The 15510-nt window shown below is 66.9% G+C and carries 19 protein-coding genes; 9 read left to right on the forward strand and 10 right to left on the reverse strand.

Annotation, left to right across the window (positions count from 1 at the left end; genetic code table 11):
- Positions 1–190 (reverse strand): ATP-binding cassette domain-containing protein (locus G3O06_RS00005; protein WP_241019426.1); only part of this gene is annotated, 190 nt, incomplete at its 3' end.
- Here G3O06_RS00005 and G3O06_RS00010 point away from each other — a divergent pair.
- A complete protein-coding gene (locus tag G3O06_RS00010) occupies positions 162–530 on the forward strand; it encodes a hypothetical protein (RefSeq protein ID WP_205814593.1) in 369 nt (122 codons plus the stop codon). The two genes, G3O06_RS00005 and G3O06_RS00010, sit on opposite strands and share 29 nt — an antisense overlap.
- A gap of 162 nt (positions 531–692) precedes the next feature.
- On the opposite strand, the gene G3O06_RS00015 is transcribed toward G3O06_RS00010, so the two are convergent.
- The 3 genes from G3O06_RS00015 to G3O06_RS00025 form a co-directional block, all read right to left on the reverse strand.
- Positions 693–1160: a nucleoside deaminase gene (locus tag G3O06_RS00015; protein ID WP_175002482.1), complete on the reverse strand. Its 468-nt coding sequence runs from the start codon at positions 1158–1160 to the stop codon at positions 693–695.
- A gap of 107 nt (positions 1161–1267) precedes the next feature.
- Positions 1268–1738, reverse strand: coding sequence for a cyanase (cynS, locus tag G3O06_RS00020; protein WP_174968050.1), 471 nt, complete (start codon positions 1736–1738; stop codon positions 1268–1270).
- A gap of 30 nt (positions 1739–1768) precedes the next feature.
- A complete protein-coding gene (locus tag G3O06_RS00025) occupies positions 1769–2428 on the reverse strand; it encodes a carbonic anhydrase (protein ID WP_174968049.1) in 660 nt (219 codons plus the stop codon).
- Positions 2429–2541: 113 nt separating this feature from the next.
- Between G3O06_RS00025 and cynR the strand changes: the two genes are divergently transcribed.
- Positions 2542–3474, forward strand: a complete 933-nt coding sequence (cynR, locus tag G3O06_RS00030) for a transcriptional regulator CynR (protein ID WP_174979503.1) — start codon at positions 2542–2544, stop codon at positions 3472–3474.
- Between the two features lie 37 nt (positions 3475–3511).
- Here cynR and G3O06_RS00035 read toward each other — a convergent pair whose 3' ends face one another.
- Entirely contained in the window at positions 3512–3715 is a 204-nt protein-coding gene (locus tag G3O06_RS00035; protein WP_205814454.1) for a hypothetical protein, read from the reverse strand.
- A gap of 34 nt (positions 3716–3749) precedes the next feature.
- Positions 3750–5069: a DUF3422 domain-containing protein gene (locus G3O06_RS00040; protein ID WP_174968047.1), complete on the reverse strand. Its 1320-nt coding sequence runs from the start codon at positions 5067–5069 to the stop codon at positions 3750–3752.
- 161 nt (positions 5070–5230) lie between these two features.
- On the opposite strand from G3O06_RS00040, the gene G3O06_RS00045 reads away from it, so the two are divergent.
- Positions 5231–6106, forward strand: coding sequence for a LysR family transcriptional regulator (locus G3O06_RS00045; RefSeq protein WP_174968046.1), 876 nt, complete (start codon positions 5231–5233; stop codon positions 6104–6106).
- Here the strand turns inward: G3O06_RS00045 and G3O06_RS00050 are convergent, their stop codons facing one another.
- The 3 genes from G3O06_RS00050 to G3O06_RS00060 all read right to left on the reverse strand — a co-directional run bounded on the left by G3O06_RS00050 (position 6107) and on the right by G3O06_RS00060 (position 8302).
- Positions 6107–6667, reverse strand: coding sequence for a hypothetical protein (locus tag G3O06_RS00050; RefSeq protein WP_174979504.1), 561 nt, complete (start codon positions 6665–6667; stop codon positions 6107–6109).
- A 140-nt stretch (positions 6668–6807) separates the two neighbouring features.
- Positions 6808–7158 (reverse strand): hypothetical protein, encoded by a 351-nt coding sequence (locus tag G3O06_RS00055; RefSeq protein WP_175002479.1) that lies wholly within the window; start codon positions 7156–7158, stop codon positions 6808–6810.
- Positions 7159–7381: 223 nt separating this feature from the next.
- Positions 7382–8302 (reverse strand): LysR family transcriptional regulator, encoded by a 921-nt coding sequence (locus G3O06_RS00060; RefSeq protein WP_174968043.1) that lies wholly within the window; start codon positions 8300–8302, stop codon positions 7382–7384.
- A gap of 326 nt (positions 8303–8628) precedes the next feature.
- Between G3O06_RS00060 and fae the strand changes: the two genes are divergently transcribed.
- The 6 genes from fae to G3O06_RS00090 all read left to right on the forward strand — a co-directional run bounded on the left by fae (position 8629) and on the right by G3O06_RS00090 (position 14426).
- The gene (gene fae, locus G3O06_RS00065) at positions 8629–9153 is read left to right on the forward strand and encodes a formaldehyde-activating enzyme (protein ID WP_205814455.1); all 525 of its coding nucleotides are present in this window, start codon (positions 8629–8631) and stop codon (positions 9151–9153) included.
- A gap of 41 nt (positions 9154–9194) precedes the next feature.
- The gene (locus G3O06_RS00070) at positions 9195–10217 is read left to right on the forward strand and encodes an aldo/keto reductase (RefSeq protein ID WP_174950465.1); all 1023 of its coding nucleotides are present in this window, start codon (positions 9195–9197) and stop codon (positions 10215–10217) included.
- Between the two features lie 56 nt (positions 10218–10273).
- On the forward strand, positions 10274–11725 hold the full coding sequence (locus G3O06_RS00075; RefSeq protein WP_174968042.1) for an NAD-dependent succinate-semialdehyde dehydrogenase: 1452 nt from the start codon (positions 10274–10276) through the stop codon (positions 11723–11725).
- Between the two features lie 167 nt (positions 11726–11892).
- Positions 11893–13227 (forward strand): MFS transporter, encoded by a 1335-nt coding sequence (locus tag G3O06_RS00080; protein ID WP_241019427.1) that lies wholly within the window; start codon positions 11893–11895, stop codon positions 13225–13227.
- A gap of 90 nt (positions 13228–13317) precedes the next feature.
- Positions 13318–14076 (forward strand): hypothetical protein, encoded by a 759-nt coding sequence (locus G3O06_RS00085; RefSeq protein WP_205814457.1) that lies wholly within the window; start codon positions 13318–13320, stop codon positions 14074–14076.
- A complete protein-coding gene (locus G3O06_RS00090; protein WP_205814458.1) occupies positions 14073–14426 on the forward strand; it encodes a hypothetical protein in 354 nt (117 codons plus the stop codon). Before G3O06_RS00085 ends, G3O06_RS00090 begins: the two co-directional genes overlap by 4 nt.
- 164 nt (positions 14427–14590) lie before the next feature.
- Here the strand turns inward: G3O06_RS00090 and G3O06_RS00095 are convergent, their stop codons facing one another.
- Positions 14591–15466 (reverse strand): LysR family transcriptional regulator, encoded by an 876-nt coding sequence (locus G3O06_RS00095; protein WP_205814459.1) that lies wholly within the window; start codon positions 15464–15466, stop codon positions 14591–14593.
- Positions 15467–15510 lie beyond the last annotated feature (44 nt).

Genomic DNA, 15510 nt, shown 5'->3' on the forward strand with positions numbered 1-15510 from the left:
GCCCGGCGAGCATGCGCAGCAACGTCGACTTGCCGCAGCCCGAGCTGCCGAGCAAGGCGAACAGCTCGTTCTTCGCGATCGTCAGGTTCACGTTGTCGACGGCGGTGCTGTCGCCGAATTTCTTCACCACGTTTTCGATGCGGACGAACGTGTCGTTCGGCTTGAGCATGCTCGTCGCCGGGCGATGCATCGCATCAGGTGTACTGAATGAATCCCGTTTCATGATGGTCCGTTTTAGGCAGGTAAGCGAATCTCAGGCGTCAGGCGCGACCGGTCCGACGGTCGCGCGGTGCTGGCGGAGAGGGATCGAGCGATTCCTCTTCCGGAACGAATGGCGCAGCGAAACAGGTGTGGGCAAGCGCACGGCGATCGGCGGCAGTCAGTCTCGATCGACCGGAGCCGCCGCGTTGGCTGTCATGAAGATTTCATCGGTTTTCATCGGGCTTTCCGCACGTTTCTGTCGTCTCCAGTGCGAATTTTTAAACCCGTCAAAAACCTTTTGGATCGCGGATTTCCGTTTCGGACATTGAACGGGATCGATGTTTGAGGAGGCGGGAAAACGGGGGCACGAGCCGGCCCCGTGCAGCAGCGCGGGCGCCCGGCGGCACGGGTGCCGCCGGGTAAAACGGAGGGTGGGGAAAACGAGCAGCCGGGAGGCTGCCTCGCGCGGCCGGAGCGCCGCGCGGGTCACGTCACTTCGCGTTCAGTTCCTTCCAGCGCCGGTAGACGTTGATCGCGTCGCCGTGCTTCTGCTGCACCATCGGCAGCCGGCGTTCGCCGATCGGCTTCGCATATTCGGCGTAGAACGTGTCGAGTTCGAAATACTTGCGGTCGTCGCGGTAGAACGGCGCGTAGTCCTCGCGCGTCGTGATGTAGATCACACGCTTCGGGCTGCAGTAGTACAGCGAGCCGAGACACATCGGGCACGGGCTCGCGAGGATATAGATCTCGCAATCGGTCAGGTGCTCGGTGCCGAGCTTGCGGCATGCGTCGCGCACCGCGAGGATCTCGGCATGCGCGGTCGGGTCGCTGGTCTGCGCGACGAGGTTCGGGCTCTCCGCGACGATCTCGCCGTCGCGGACGATTACCGTCGCGAACGGGCGGCCGCCCTCCTCCACGTTCTTCATCGCAAGATCGATCGTGCGTTTCACAAAATCCATGGCTGCGTCCTCGTCGAAACGGAATGGCGGGAACGTGCGCCGGCCGGCGGCCGGTGCACGTCGAGCGGAAGACTATGCGGCACCGCTGCCGCGGCGCCGCGCCGGCGTCAGAACGGCTTGGTCGGCAGGTACTTGCCGTCGAGCGTGATCACCGCGCGCGAACCGCCTTCGGGATCGTCGACCTTCTTCACGTCGAGCCGGAAATTGATCGCGCTGATGATGCCGTCGCCGAACTTCTCGTGAACGAGCGCCTTCAGCGTCGTGCCGTACACCTGCAGCATTTCGTAGAAGCGGTAAATGGTCGGATCGGTCGGCACGCGATCGTCGATGCTGCCGCGCAGCGGGATCGACTGCAGCAGCAGCACCGCGTCGTCGTCGAGGCCGAGCTTGTCGGCGACGCAGCGTGCCGCTTCCGCCGGCAGCGCATGCTGGCCGAGCAGCGCGGCCGTCACGAACGCTTCGCTCAGGCCCGTACCTTCGGTGAGCTGCGCGAACGACAGGTTCTTGCGCGCCTTCGCAAGCACGACGGTTTCGGCAAGCGCGTGGCGGGCGGTCTGGGTGTGCTGGGACTGGATCATGGCAATTCCTCGTGGTTGGGTAGGGGCGATTCAGGCCGCGACGGGAAGCGTCGCGGGTGTGGCGCGGACCTCGGGATGGTCCGCCAGGGAGACGAACCGGCCGCTCGCGCCGTCGTAGGCGTCGATGCAGCCCGATTCGATGTCGTAGATCCAGCCGTGCAGTGCGAGCCGCCCTTCTTCGAGCGCAAGCCGCACGGCAGGGTGCGTCTTCAGGTTCGCGAGTTGTGCGACGACGTTCTCGCGCACCATCGAGTCGATCCGCTCGCGTTCGCTGCGATGCGTGCGCGCCTCGTTCACGACGCGCGCCGAATCGGCGTAGCGCAACCAGTGGCCGACGGCCGGCATGTGGTCCATGCACTGGCAGGTGGCGATCGCGGTCATCGCGCCGCAATCGGAATGGCCGCAGATCACGACGTCGGTCACGCGCAGCGCGGCCACTGCGTATTCGACCGACGCCGACACGCCGCCCGGCTCGGGGCCGTACGACGGCACGATGTTGCCGGCGTTGCGGATCACGAACAGGTCGCCCGGTTCGCGCTGCGTGACGAGTTCGGGCACGAGCCGGCTGTCCGAGCACGAAATGAACAGCGCACGCGGGTTCTGGCTGCGCGCGAGATCGCGGAACAGCGCGGCGCGTTCCGGATAGGCGTCGCGCTGGAACTTCAGGAAGCCTTCGATGATGTCCTTCATCGTGTGTTCTCCGGTGTGGGTGAAATCGATGAAGGGCAGGTTACGCCGGACTTCCAATAACGTAAAAGACTGATTTATGATCTAGTGGATAAGCAGGACTTATAGGAACCGCCATGCTGCTACGCCATATCCACTACTTCCTGGCCGTCGCCGAGCACCGCAGCTTCACGCGCGCGGCCGCCGCGCTGCACGTGTCGCAGCCCGCGCTGTCCCAGCAGATTCGCCAGCTCGAGGAGACGCTCGGCGCGCAACTGTTCGACCGCACCGGGCGCGTGACGCGACTGACCGACGCCGGCGACGTGTATTTCCGCTATGCGCGGCAGGCGCTGCACGATCTCGCGGAAGGCCGGCGCGCGATTCACGACGTGCAGGATCTGAGCCGCGGCTCGCTGCGAATCGCGGTCACGCCGACCTTCACGAGCTATCTCGTCGGGCCGCTCGTCGAGGCGTTTCACGGCCGCTATCCGGATGTATCGCTGTCGGTGCGGGAGATGTCGCAGGAACGCATCGAGGCGCTGCTCGTCGACGACGAGCTCGATGTCGGTATCGCTTTCGAGGAAGTGCAGACGGCGGATATCGAAGCGCAAACGCTGCTGGTCGAAACGCTCGCGCTCGTCGTGAACCGCGAGCATGCGTTCGCCGGGAAGCGCAAGGCCGGCCTGCGCGCACTGCACGACGCGCCGCTCGTGCTGCTCACGGCCGAGTTCGCGACACGCGTGCAGATCGACCGATATTTCCGCGAGCACGACGTGCAGCCGCGCGTGCTGATGGAAGCGAATTCGCTGGGGGCGGTGATCGAGATCGTGCGCCGCACGAACCTCGCGACGCTGCTGCCCGCGACGATCGCGACCGGGCACGACGATCTCGTCGCCGTCGCGCTCGATCCGGCCGTCCTGCGGCGCACGGCCGTGCTGCTGCAGCGCAAGGGGGCGTACCGGAGCGCAGCTGCGCGCGCGTTCGTCGAACTGGCGCTCGCGCAGCAGGCGGGGAAAGGGAAAAAGGAAGGCGAACCACGCCCGGCACGTTCGAGGACGGCCGGGCAATGAACGCCAGCGGTGCCCCGGACCGGGGCAGGAACTCGCGTCAGTTGTACCCGAGAATCGCCACCGCCGCGACGTCCGGCCGGTCGATCGTATTCCCGACGAGCGACGTCATCGGCTCCTGCAGCACGGCCTGATACGACGTCACGCGCGCTTCGTCGGGCACACCCGCGTCATCCGGTGCCGGTTCGTCGAACGCGGCATCGAAACCGCTGTAAAACCCCGATTGCTTCTGCAAAAAGGTCATCTCCACTCCTTTACCTGATCATGTTTTAGATGTTCTAACCGACTTGCTTCAATGCCGCCGCATGCACCGGCGTGCCGTCATGCGCGGCCTCCGATCGTGCCAGCTGCGCACGCGTGCGCCGCGTGATGTGAATCACCGCGAACACGACCGGCGCGATCAGCAGGCCTTCCGCCAGTTCGGGATCGACCGGAAGGTTCATCACGTGCAGCGCCTTGAACGCCGCCGTCGCGAGCGACAGCACGTAGTACGAAATGGCCGCCACCGACAGCCCTTCGACCGCGTGCTGCAGATGAAGCTGATTGCGCGCGGTGCGCTCCATGCCCGCCAGCAGGCGCGTCACGTCCTTTTCCTGCGCGAGGTTCACGCGCGTGCGCAGCAGGTCGACCGCCCGCGCGATCCGTGCGGCGATCTGCTCGTGGCGTGCCCATACGCTGCGGCAGGTTTCCATCGCGGGCGCAAAGCGCCGCTCCATGAATTCGGCGATCGTCGGCATTCCTTCGATGCGCTCCTCGCGCAGCTCGTGGATGCGCGCCAGCACGAGCTTTTCGTACGCCCGCGACGCACTGAAGCGCGCGCCCGATCCCGACAGCGATTCGACCCGCACCGCGAGATGCGTGAGCTTGACGAGCAGCGCGGTGTCGTCGCCGTCCGCGCCGCTCGCGTCCATCCGCTGCATCAACGCGTGCAGCGCCGCGTGGATCTCGTCGAGCTCGCGGCTCATCCGGCGCGCGACGGGCAGCGCCAGCAGCGCCATCATCCGGTAGGTTTCGATTTCATACAGGCGCTGCAGCAGCCGGCCGCCCTGCTCCTCGCGGAAATCCTCGTCGACGACGAGAAAGCGCATGAAGCCGTCGTCGCGTACGTGCCAGTCGCAGAACACCTTGCCGCCGCCGAGCACGTTGCTGCCGACGAGCGCGGGGCCGTCGATCCAGCGGCGCAGGTCGCCGCAGACGAGCCGCGCGGCGTCGCCGGTCAGCAGCTCCATGCGCACCGCGACGAAGCGGATGCCGGCCAGCCGCGCGAACCACGCGGCCGGAATGCCTTCGATCGCGAGATCGTCGAAATAGCCGGTGTCGCGACGCGGCGCGACGAACGTGAAGGTCGAGAATTCGGTGTGGCGCTCCCACTTCAGGTGCCAGCCGCTCGGCGACTGCACCGCATAGTGTGTCGCGCCTTCGTGCGGCGCGGGGATGCCGGTATCGCGGCACAGCGCGTGCAGCAGCGTTTCGTGGATGTCGGGCTGGCCGTCCGCATAGATCGCGTAATGCGTGAGCGACACGGCTTCGGCGAGCCGCAGGAACGGCCGGGCATGCAATTCCGCGGCCAGTGCGGCGCGCAACGGATGGTCCATCATCGATACACCACGCTTTCCTGTTCAGTCCTGCACGCCGGATCGACCGGCCCGAACGCCGCGCCACCCTCGGGCGAAACGTCAGCGTGATCGCACTATGGCAGACACACAGTAACAATAAAAACGCATAATGCTGATCGTTACGTTCAGTTTTCCTGATACCCATGAAGATGCTCGATCACGACGTGCTGGCCACCGTCGTCGCCGTCGCGGAAACCGGCAACATGACCCGCGCCGCCGAGGCCGTGAACCGCTCGCAGTCGGCCGTCAGCATGCAGATCAAGAGCCTGGAAGACGCGATCGGCCGGCCGCTGTTCGTGCGCAAGCCGCGCAGCATCGTGCTGACGCGCGAAGGCGAGGTGCTGCTGGGATTCGCCAGACGAATGCTGGCGCTGCGCGACGAGGCCTGGGCGGCCGTGGTGCGGCCGGAAGTGACCGGCAAGGTCGTGATCGGCGTGCCGGACGACTATGCGTCGTCGCTGCTGCCGTCGGTCCTGAAGAAATTCTCGGCGACCTACCCGAAGGTCGAGATCCAGGTGATGGGGCTGCCGAGCAGCGCGCTCGCGCCGCTGATCAAGGACGGCACCGTCGATCTCGTGTGCGGCACGCGCATCAAGGGGCTGTCCGGCGACTTCATCCGCCACGAGCCGATGGCGTGGGCCGCGATGACGAACGGGCCGCGCGTGTGGGAAGAGCGGCCGCTGCCGATCGCGGTGTTCATGCCGGGCAGCGTCGCGCGCGAGAACGCGATCCGCAGCCTGGAGCGCGCGAAGGTGCCGTACCGCACCTCCTATGAAAGCCCGAGCCTGCTGGGGCTGCTCAGCATGGTCGAGGCCGGCCTCGCGGTCGCGCCGCTCGCGCGCTGCGCGATTCCCGCGCAACTGTCGATGCTCGGCCGCACGCACGGGCTGCCCGACCTGCCGCCGCTCGAGCTGATCCTCGCGCGCAGCACGAAATCGAAACGGCCGCCGTGCGACTTTCTCGCGGAACAGCTGATGGAAGACCTGCAGCGGCAGACCGGGCAAACCGGCGACGCGTGATCAGCGCATCGCGCCGAACCCGGCCGCGCCCAGCGCCGCGTTGACGTTCGCGGCCACCGCATCGACGAGCGCTTCGAGCGTATCGCCGCGCACCTGCGCGTGTTCCGGCGCGAGGTGCTCGGTGCGTTGCCAGCCCCACTGCGCGCCCGACGCGACCGACAGCGTCGCGCCGAACCGGTTGCCGTGGCGCAGGCCGAAGGTACTCACGCGCCGCCCGGCCACATAGTCCTGTTCGGGCAGACAGAGCCGGATCTCGACCGCGACCTGGTCGCGATCGTTGACGCGCGCGGCCGGGCTCACCGTCGCGGCGAACACCTTGCCGATCCGCCAGGTCACGCAGGTTTCCCACGCCGCGAGCGGCCCGCCGTCCGCGTCGACCCGCTCGGTGTCGACCGACCACTGATGCCTGTCGGGCACGACGATCGCCTGATGCAGCAGCACTTCGGCCACGCGCACCGTCGTCACGAGCTGACGCGCGAGCTGCTGGCCCGACGGCAGCGACGCCGTCCGTACGCGACGGTTTGCCGGCCGAGCGACCGGCACTTCTTCCGCGAGGTACATGGACACTCCGTATTCAGGATCGGCGCCGCGCACGCGGTGTCGCTCGCCTGTCCGTTATCCGAGGGCGGACAGCACGGCGACCGGCGATCGGGCGGCGGATCACACGACGCACAAGCGAACGGGCAACGCCCGCCGCCGCTTCACCGCGCCTTCGGCCCGAGACGCAAACGGCGCGCAACCGGCCCGATCACCGCATCGGCCTGCTGCGCGATCAGCATGTGCAGCGTGAAATCCAGGTCTTCCGGTGCGATGTCGAAGTGGACGTGAACCACGTCGCGCACGGCACGCGCGCTGACGACGTACACGCCGAGCGGGGAATGCAGCAGCGCCGCGAGCCGCGCGTGCGCGAGTTCGCCGGAATCGGCCGTCAAGGTGACGGGCAACTGCAGGCGCGGGCGCGGCGGCGGGAACGGAATGACGTTGTTGCGTGCGCCGGCGCGCAACCGGCGGCCGGCGACATCGAAGGCGGGAACGGGATGAATGAAGGTCATGGAGCGGACGGAAGCCGTCTCGGCTGTTCGACACATCCCCAGCTTAGAAGAGACCGCATAAACGTCGTGCAAAAAAACGCGCCGCCGATGCAAAAAACGGCATGGGGATACAACACGTCACCGGCCGGCGGCCGGCCTCGCAGTCGTCATGCGTGCGCGGCGGTCGCGCGCCACGACTCGCGTCAACCTCGCCTGCGCTGCGTTCGCGCCTGCGTTCGCCCCGTTACGCGGCGAACGCCTCGAGCGACGCGCGCCGCCGCTCGTCGACCATCGATTCGATCAGCGACACCAGATCGTCGGTCAGCGGATCGCAGATGCCCGGCGAGCGATGCAGTTCGAGATCGGCCGCCGGCAGCGACGGAAAGCCGTCCGCCTCGTCGAGCACGCGCCAGTTCTCGGGCAGCGTGCAGCGATCGATCATCGTCACGGCCGCGCCGTGGTTCACCGCGATCTTGATGCCGGTCGGGCTCTGGCTCGTGTAGACGACATGAAACGACCGGTCGGCCGTCGCGAGCGCCTGCAGCCCGCGCTGCCGGTAGCAGCACGTTTCCGGGAACAGCGCGAGCGGCACCGACGCATGGCTGTCGAGCGCGAAGTCGCGGTGCGCGGCCCACACGACGTCGTGCCGGCCGAGCACCCGCCCGCCCGCGCCGGGCCCATGCCGTACGACGAGCGCCACGTCGAGCTCGCCGGCCTGCAGCCGTTCGAGCAGTTCGAGCGACATCCGGCAATGCACGTGCAGGCGCGCGCCCGGCCGCCTCGCATAGAACGACTTCAGCAGGTCGGGCAGCCACAGCTCCGCGTAGTCCTCGGGCAGCCCGAAGCGCACGACACCGCGGTCGCTGCTCGCCTGCTTCAGCGCGAGGATCGCGTCGTTCTGCACCTGGATGATCCGGCGCGCATGGATCAGGAAGTTCTCGCCGTCGCGCGACAGTTCGAGCCGCCGGCTGTTGCGCATGAACAGGTGCGTGTCGAGCCGCTCCTCGAGCGTGCGGATGCGCAGGCTGATCGTCGATTGCGTGCGATGCAGTTGCCGGGCCGCCGCGGTGAAGCCGCCGCTCTCGACCACGGCGACGAATGCCCGGATCAGCTCCGGATCGAGCGAACTGAGCTTCGACCAATCGGGCTTTTGAATGGCAGCCATCGAAATTACTCGCTTTCGAAAAAAGAAGGGAAGACGAAAGATAGGGCTCGGAGTACGCCGATTGTTGTCCAGATGCGCCCGGCCCTCCAACCCCTGCCCGGGTATGACAAACCCGGAGCCGGTACGCGAATGTCCGCCCGCCGATCCCGCCCCGTCCGCCGTCACGGCATCGGCCGAGGCCCGCCCGGCGGGCGTCCGCGAGCCGGCCCCAGGGCTTTCCCGGAGACGACGAAAACTCATAGCCCGATCAGAAAACATCGATTCACCGGCCGTGCCGCGGCCCACCACAATCGCCTCACACCCAACTTCAACGACGAGACACCGCAATGACCGCATCCCAACCCAGGCAGCTTTACATCGGCGAAGGCTTCGAAGGCCCCGGCGTCAACCTCGCGCACATCAACGTGCTGGTCGGTCCGCGCAACGGCCCGGCGGGCCAGGCGTTCGCCACCGCACTCGCGACGCCGTCGGCCGGCCACGCACCGTTCGTCGTGATCGCGCAGCCGGGCGTGCCGACCAAGCCGCTCACGCTGTATGTGAACAAGGCGCAGATCGCCAACGATTTCCATGGCAATGCCACGTGGGGCGCATCGCAGGCCGGCATCGCGAAGGCCGTGGCCGAAGCGCTCGAGAACGGCACGCTGCCGCCCGAAGCGGAGAACGACTGGGTCGTCGTGTCGGCGAACTGGGTGAACCCGCAGACCGACGATCTCGACGCCGTGTTCGAGAACAACTATCGCGCGTGCTGCAGCGCGATCGTCGCCGCGATGGAAGGGCTGCCGCATCGCGACGCGGTGTTCGCCGCCGCGCGCGACGTGTCGAACCCGTTCTACACCCCGAAGAAAAACTGACGACGACAAGCGGCCGACACAAAGCCGCACCTGGAGGAAACATGGAATACGTCCGCCTCGGCCAGTCCGGCCTGAAGGTGTCCCGCCTGTGTCTCGGCACGATGAACATGGGCACCCCCGAATGGAAGCCCTGGATCTTCGACGAAGCGCAGAGCGAGCCGATCGTGCGCCGCGCGCTCGACGCCGGCGTCAACTTCATCGATCTCGCGGATTTCTATTCGACGGGCGTCGGCGAGGAAGTGGTCGGCCGCATCCTGAAGCGCAACGCGCGCCGCGAGGAGCTCGTCGTGACGACCAAGGTCGGCTACGACATGGGCAGCTATCCGAACGCGGGCGGCCATTCGCGCAAGCACGTGCTCGACGGCATCGACGGGTCGCTGAAGCGGCTCGGGATGGATTACGTCGACATCTTCATGCTGCACTTCTTCGACGTGAACACGCCCGTCGAGGAAACGATGAGCGCGATGCACGACATCGTGCGCGCGGGCAAGGCGCGCTATATCGGCGTATCGACGATGTACACGTGGCAGTTCGCGAAGATCATGCAGGCCTGCGAACGAAACGGCTGGGACAAGCCGATCAACATGCAGCTGCAGCTGAACCTCGCGTATCGCGAGGAAGAGCGCGAGATGGTGCCGTACTGCATCGACCAGGGCGTCGGCGTATCGGTGTTCAGCCCGCTCGCGCGCGGCCTGCTCACCTGCGAACCGCAATCGACGCGCAACCAGACCGACTTCTTCACCGCGCAGATGTACGGCGATGCATCGTCGCTCGCGATCGCGGAATCGGTCGCGAAGGTCGCGAAGCGCCGCGGCGTGCCGCCCGCGCAGATCGCGCAGGCGTGGGTGCTGAGCCGCCCCGGCATCGCGAGCATGCTGGTCGGCGCGGATTCCGTCGCGCAGTTCGACAGCGCGCTCGGCGCGCTCGAAACGCAGCTCACCGAAGAAGAGCTGCACGAGCTGGAACGCAACTACACGCCGTGCGACCTGATCAACGACTACACGGCCGGCAAGCGCATCGCGCGCGCGTCGCGTCCGGCGCAGGGCAGTTTCGCGACGGACTGAAGGGCTAACGGATAGATGTACTGAGAGGCTCCGAGGCATTGAAGGAACGACACACAATGAACGAATTTCTGAGGACCGGCCATTTCATCGGCGGCGAATGGCATGAATCGCATGGCGCGAGCGATGCAACCTACCCGGTGCTGAACCCCGCGACCGGCGACACGATCGCGAAGGTCGCGAAAGGCGGCGCCGACGACACGCAACGCGCGATCGACGCCGCCGCGCACGCGTTTCCCGCGTGGCGCGCACTGACCGCAAAGGAACGCGGCGCCCGCGTGAAACGCTGGGGCGAGCTGATGCTCGAAAACCGGGATGCGCTCGCCGAACTGCTGACGCGCGAGCAAGGCAAGCCGCTCGCGGAAGCGCGCGGCGAAGTCGCGTACGCGGCGAGCTTTCTCGAATGGTTCGCGGAAGAAGCGAAGCGCATGTACGGCGACGTGATCCCGAGCCCGAAGCCGAATTCGCAGATCGTCGTCACGCGCGAGCCGGTCGGCGTCGTCGCGGCGATCACGCCGTGGAATTTCCCGCTGGCGATGATCACGCGCAAGGCCGGCCCCGCGCTTGCGGCCGGCTGCACGATGGTGCTGAAGCCGTCCGAGGAAACGCCGCTGTCGGCGTTCGCGCTCGCGGTGCTCGCCGAGCGCGCGGGCGTGCCGGCCGGCGTGTTCAACGTCGTGTCGGGCGACGCGGTCGCGATCGGCGAAACGCTGACGAGTTCGTCCGTCGTGCGCAAGCTGTCGTTCACGGGCTCGACGCGGGTCGGCAAGCTGCTCGCGAAGCAGTCGGCCGACACGCTGAAGAAGCTGTCGCTCGAACTCGGCGGCAACGCGCCGTTCATCGTGTTCGACGATGCCGACCTCGATGCGGCGGTCGAGGGCGCGATCGCGTCGAAGTTCCGCAACACCGGACAGACCTGCGTGTGCGTGAACCGCTTCCTCGTGCAGGACGGCGTGTACGACGCGTTCACGCGCAAGCTCGCGGACGCGGTGCGCAAGCTGCGCGTCGGCAACGCGCTCGCGGGTGAAGTCGACCAGGGGCCGCTGATCAACGAAGCGGCCCTCGGCAAGGTCGAACGGCATGTGGCCGACGCCACCGCGAAGGGCGCGCACGCGCTCACCGGCGGCAAGCGTCATGCGCTCGGCGGCACGTTCTACGAGCCGACCGTGCTGACCGGCATGACGGCCGACATGCTGATCGCCGAAGAGGAAACCTTCGGCCCCGTCGCCGGCTGCTTCCGCTTCACGACCGAGGAAGAGGCCGTGGCCGCGGCCAACGACACGCCATTCGGGCTGTCCGCGTACTTCTACACGCGCGACCTCGGCCGTGCATGGCGCGTGTCGGGTGCGCTGGAGAGCGGGATGGTCGGCGTCAACGACGGGATCATCTCGACCGAAGTCGCGCCGTTCGGCGGCGTCAAGCAATCGGGGCTCGGCCGCGAAGGCTCGAAGTACGGCCTCGACGAATACGTGGAACTCAAGTACACGCTGATGGCCGGCCTCGGCCGCTGACCACCGGCCGCTCCCCGCGGTCGATCCGCGCCGCGCGCCGTCCGGCCGCGCGGCGCCTCGCACGGCACTCGCGGCGGCGTTCCGCCTGCGTGCGCCGCCGTGCGCCCGATAACAATCCAGGAGGCAGCTTGACTCAAGCCAACGTTCAATCCGGCACCGCGCGCGCATTGCCGCTGTCGCGTGGCGCCGATGCGCCGAACCGCCCCGTCGCGCTCGACGACGTGCCGCTCAACCGCTTCCACGTGAAGATCGCCGGCCTGACGTTCGGCGCGCATTTCACCGAGGGCTACACGCTCGGCACGATCGGCTATGCACTCGCCGCGCTCGGCAAGCAGATGCCGATCGATGCGTTCTGGATGGGGATGATCGGCAGCTCGGCGCTGATCGGCATCTTCTTCGGCAGCCTCGTGTTCGGCTGGCTGTCCGACCGCATGGGCCGGCAGAAGATCTTCCTGACGAGCTTCGTGATCATCACGGCGGCCGCGTTCGCGCAGTTCTTCGTCACGTCGCCGCTCGAACTGTGCATGCTGCGCGTGCTGATCGGCTTCGGGATGGGCGGCGACTTCACGGTCGGCCACGCGATCCTCGCCGAATTCTCGCCGCGCAAGCATCGCGGTGCGCTGCTCGGCTCGTTCAGCGTGATCTGGACAATCGGCTATGTCGCCGCGAACGTGCTCGGCCTCGCGTACAGCGACGTCACGCCGGACGCCTGGCGCTGGCTGCTCGCGTCGGCTGCGTTGCCTGCGCTGATCGTGCTGGTGCTGCGGATCGGCACGCCCGAATCGCCGCGCTGGCTGCTCGGCAAGGGCCGCGTGCAGGAAGCGCGTGCGATCGTCGCGAAGCATTTCGGGCCGCACGTGATGCTCGACGGTTCGACCGAGCCGCATGCGTACGGCGGCTTCGCGCGGCTGTTCCAGCGTGACCTGATCCGCCGCACGATTTTCAACTGCGCATTCTTCATGTGCCTCGTGATTCCGTATTTCGCGATCTACACGTTCCTGCCGACGATCCTGAAGACGATCGGCCTCGCCGAAGGTTTCGGCGCCGACCTGCTGCTGAACGGCTTCCTCGTGCTCGGCGCGCTGATCGGCATCTGGCTGACGATCCGGCTGTCGCGGCGCGGCTTCCTGATCGGCTCGTTCGCGGTGACGTGCGCGTCGCTCGTCGCGCTGGCCGTGCTGCCGTCGTCGGCGGCCATCGCGATGATCGTCGCGTTCGCGATCTTCACGCTGACGATGTCGGCGTTCAGCAATCTCGTCGGCGTGTTCCCGCCGGAGTGCTTTCCGACCGAGGTGCGTGCGAGCGGCGTGGGTCTCGCGATCGCGTGCAGCCGGCTCGGTTCGGCGATCGGCACGTTCCTGCTGCCGGTCGGTATCGCGACGCTCGGCTTTCACGCGACGATGTTCGCGTTGGCGGGTGTGCTGCTGGTGGGGATGATCGTGTCGATCGCGTGGGCGCCGGAGACGAAGCATCTGACGCTGGAGGAGGCGTCGGGGCATTGAGGTGGCGGGGGCGGGTTCGGCTACGCAGGGCAGCCAACCCGCCATAGGCCTGGCCGTTTGGTGGACTCGGCCGACAGGAGGCGCGGCGATATGCTGGGTGCGTTCCGTTTCTCGTCCACCGCCATGCCCGCTCAACCTGTCGATCTCAGTCACGTGTTGCCGTACGAGACGACGTACTTCGACGATCGGCTCGAGGTCAATCGAAACGATCTGGATATCTCCACGTTTCTTGGTGTGAACGGCGACGTCCCCGACGAACTGCTCGTTTCGTTGTGCGGAGCGCCTGCCGGATCGGACATTCAAACCTATCTCGACAGCAGAGGCCGGTTGACCTTCTCGGTCACGAACCCCACCTGGATCCGATCCGAAAACCGCGTGTCGGTACGTCGAGAATCGGACACATCCCTACTCGAACTCAAGACAATCGATCTCGTCGATCACGCAATCGCGGGATTCGGTGCGGCGATGCTGTGGCGGATCGTCAGGGCGTCTGATACGTTGGGCATCACCCGAATCATTGCATTCGCAGCGGGGGGCCGGAAGGCAGCGCCCAAACCGGGCGGGCGCCGGCTATTCGGGTACTACGCATGGCCACGATTCGGTTTCGACGCGCCCATTCCCGACAAGCGCGGTGATGAAGCGGCGCTGTTCCAGTATTTCCAGGGGCACCCGGTCGGTCTTGCCGACGGATCGCTCCGGTCGCTGCGTGCGCTTTATGCAACGCGATTCGGGAGAGATTTCTGGCGCGTAGCGGGATCACATCGCTGGATGACATTCGACGTCACACCGCACGGCACGTCCGTACAGGCACTGCAAAGATACTTGATCGAAAAGGGGATTTACGAATGAACGCAAAGCACACGCCGATTGCCGGATTCCGGGTCACGCGCCCCACGGCGAAGCGCGGCCGGCCAGCGAGCCGGCATCGTCTCGCCCTCAGCTCCGAAGCCAGGCAACTCCTCGATGCACTCGTCGCAAACGAACTCCATCACAGCCTGGCACGCGTCATGTGCAAGTCCGCCGTCGGGCACGACACGCGGCCGGACGACATGCCGGTATCCCCGCCGCGACGCGCCGTCTTCAACGTCGGGCGTATCGATCTCTCGAAGTGCCAGATGCCGGTCGAAACGATCGCCGACATAGAATTCTGGGGGCGCCGGGAAACACTCATGCACTTCGGGCACGACCCCGACCGGTAGCCGGCAACGACGAGAAGAAGCCGCATGGCCCGGGCCGTCAACGATCGTGACTTTCGCGGTTCCTGGTAACGATCGTTGACAGACGCCAACACCCCGAGAACTGCACGACAGGCGCGTACTGATCCGATTGTTTCCACGGAGGAATCAGCCGCGTCCCAAGCCCCCTACCCCCTCCTCCCCGCCTGCTCCCGCAACCACGCGGCAAACGCGACCACCGGCTCGACCGCGACGCTCTCCGGCTCGACATCGAGCCAATACCCGAACGGCCCGATCGGCTGCACCGGCGACAGCCGCACGAGGCTGCCTTCGCCGATCTCCTCCTCGATCATGTTCAGGTCGACCACCGCGAGCCCCGCGCCCTTGCGCGCCGCGCGGATCGCCTGTTCGAGCGTGGAAAACTCGATGCCGTCGCCGATCCGCGCCAGCGGCACGCCCGCCTGCTCGCACCAGTCGGCCCACAGCGCCAGGCGCTTGCCTTCGTGCAGCACATGCAGCGACGGCAGCCGGCCGAGCAGCACATCAAGCGCATCGCCGCGATAGCGCGGCGCGCCGACGAGCGCATGCCGCTCCATCATCAGCAGCTCCGACTGCATCCCGGCGCGCGCCGCGCGCCCGAAGCGGATGTGGCAATGGCAATCGTCGGCCGGCTCCGTGCGGATCGACAACTCGACGTCGGGCAGCGTCTCCGCGAGCGTGCCGAGCCGCGGCGAAAACCACTGCGTCGCGAACGTCGGCGGCAGCGACACCGTCAGCCGCCGCTTCGCACCCGGCCGCGTGGCGGCGATTTCACCGACGCCGCGCTCGATCGTGTCGAACGCCTGCCCGACGAACGGCAGCAACCGCTGGCCGGCATCGGTCAGGCGCACGCCCCTGTGATCGCGCTCGAACAGCCGCGCGCCGAGCGCTTCCTCGAGCAGCCGGATCTGCCGGCTCACCGCCCCCTGCGTCACGCACAGCGAGACCGCCGCGCGGTTGAAGCTCAGGTGACGCGCGGTCTCCTCGAAAAATCGCAGCGCGATCAACGATGGCAGGCGTCGCATGATGTGTGTCCCTTTCGTTCGTATCGTTCGTGTTGTTGCCGGCC

This window comes from Burkholderia sp. Ac-20345 (assembly GCF_017104825.1).
Taxonomy (GTDB): domain Bacteria; phylum Pseudomonadota; class Gammaproteobacteria; order Burkholderiales; family Burkholderiaceae; genus Burkholderia; species Burkholderia lata_B.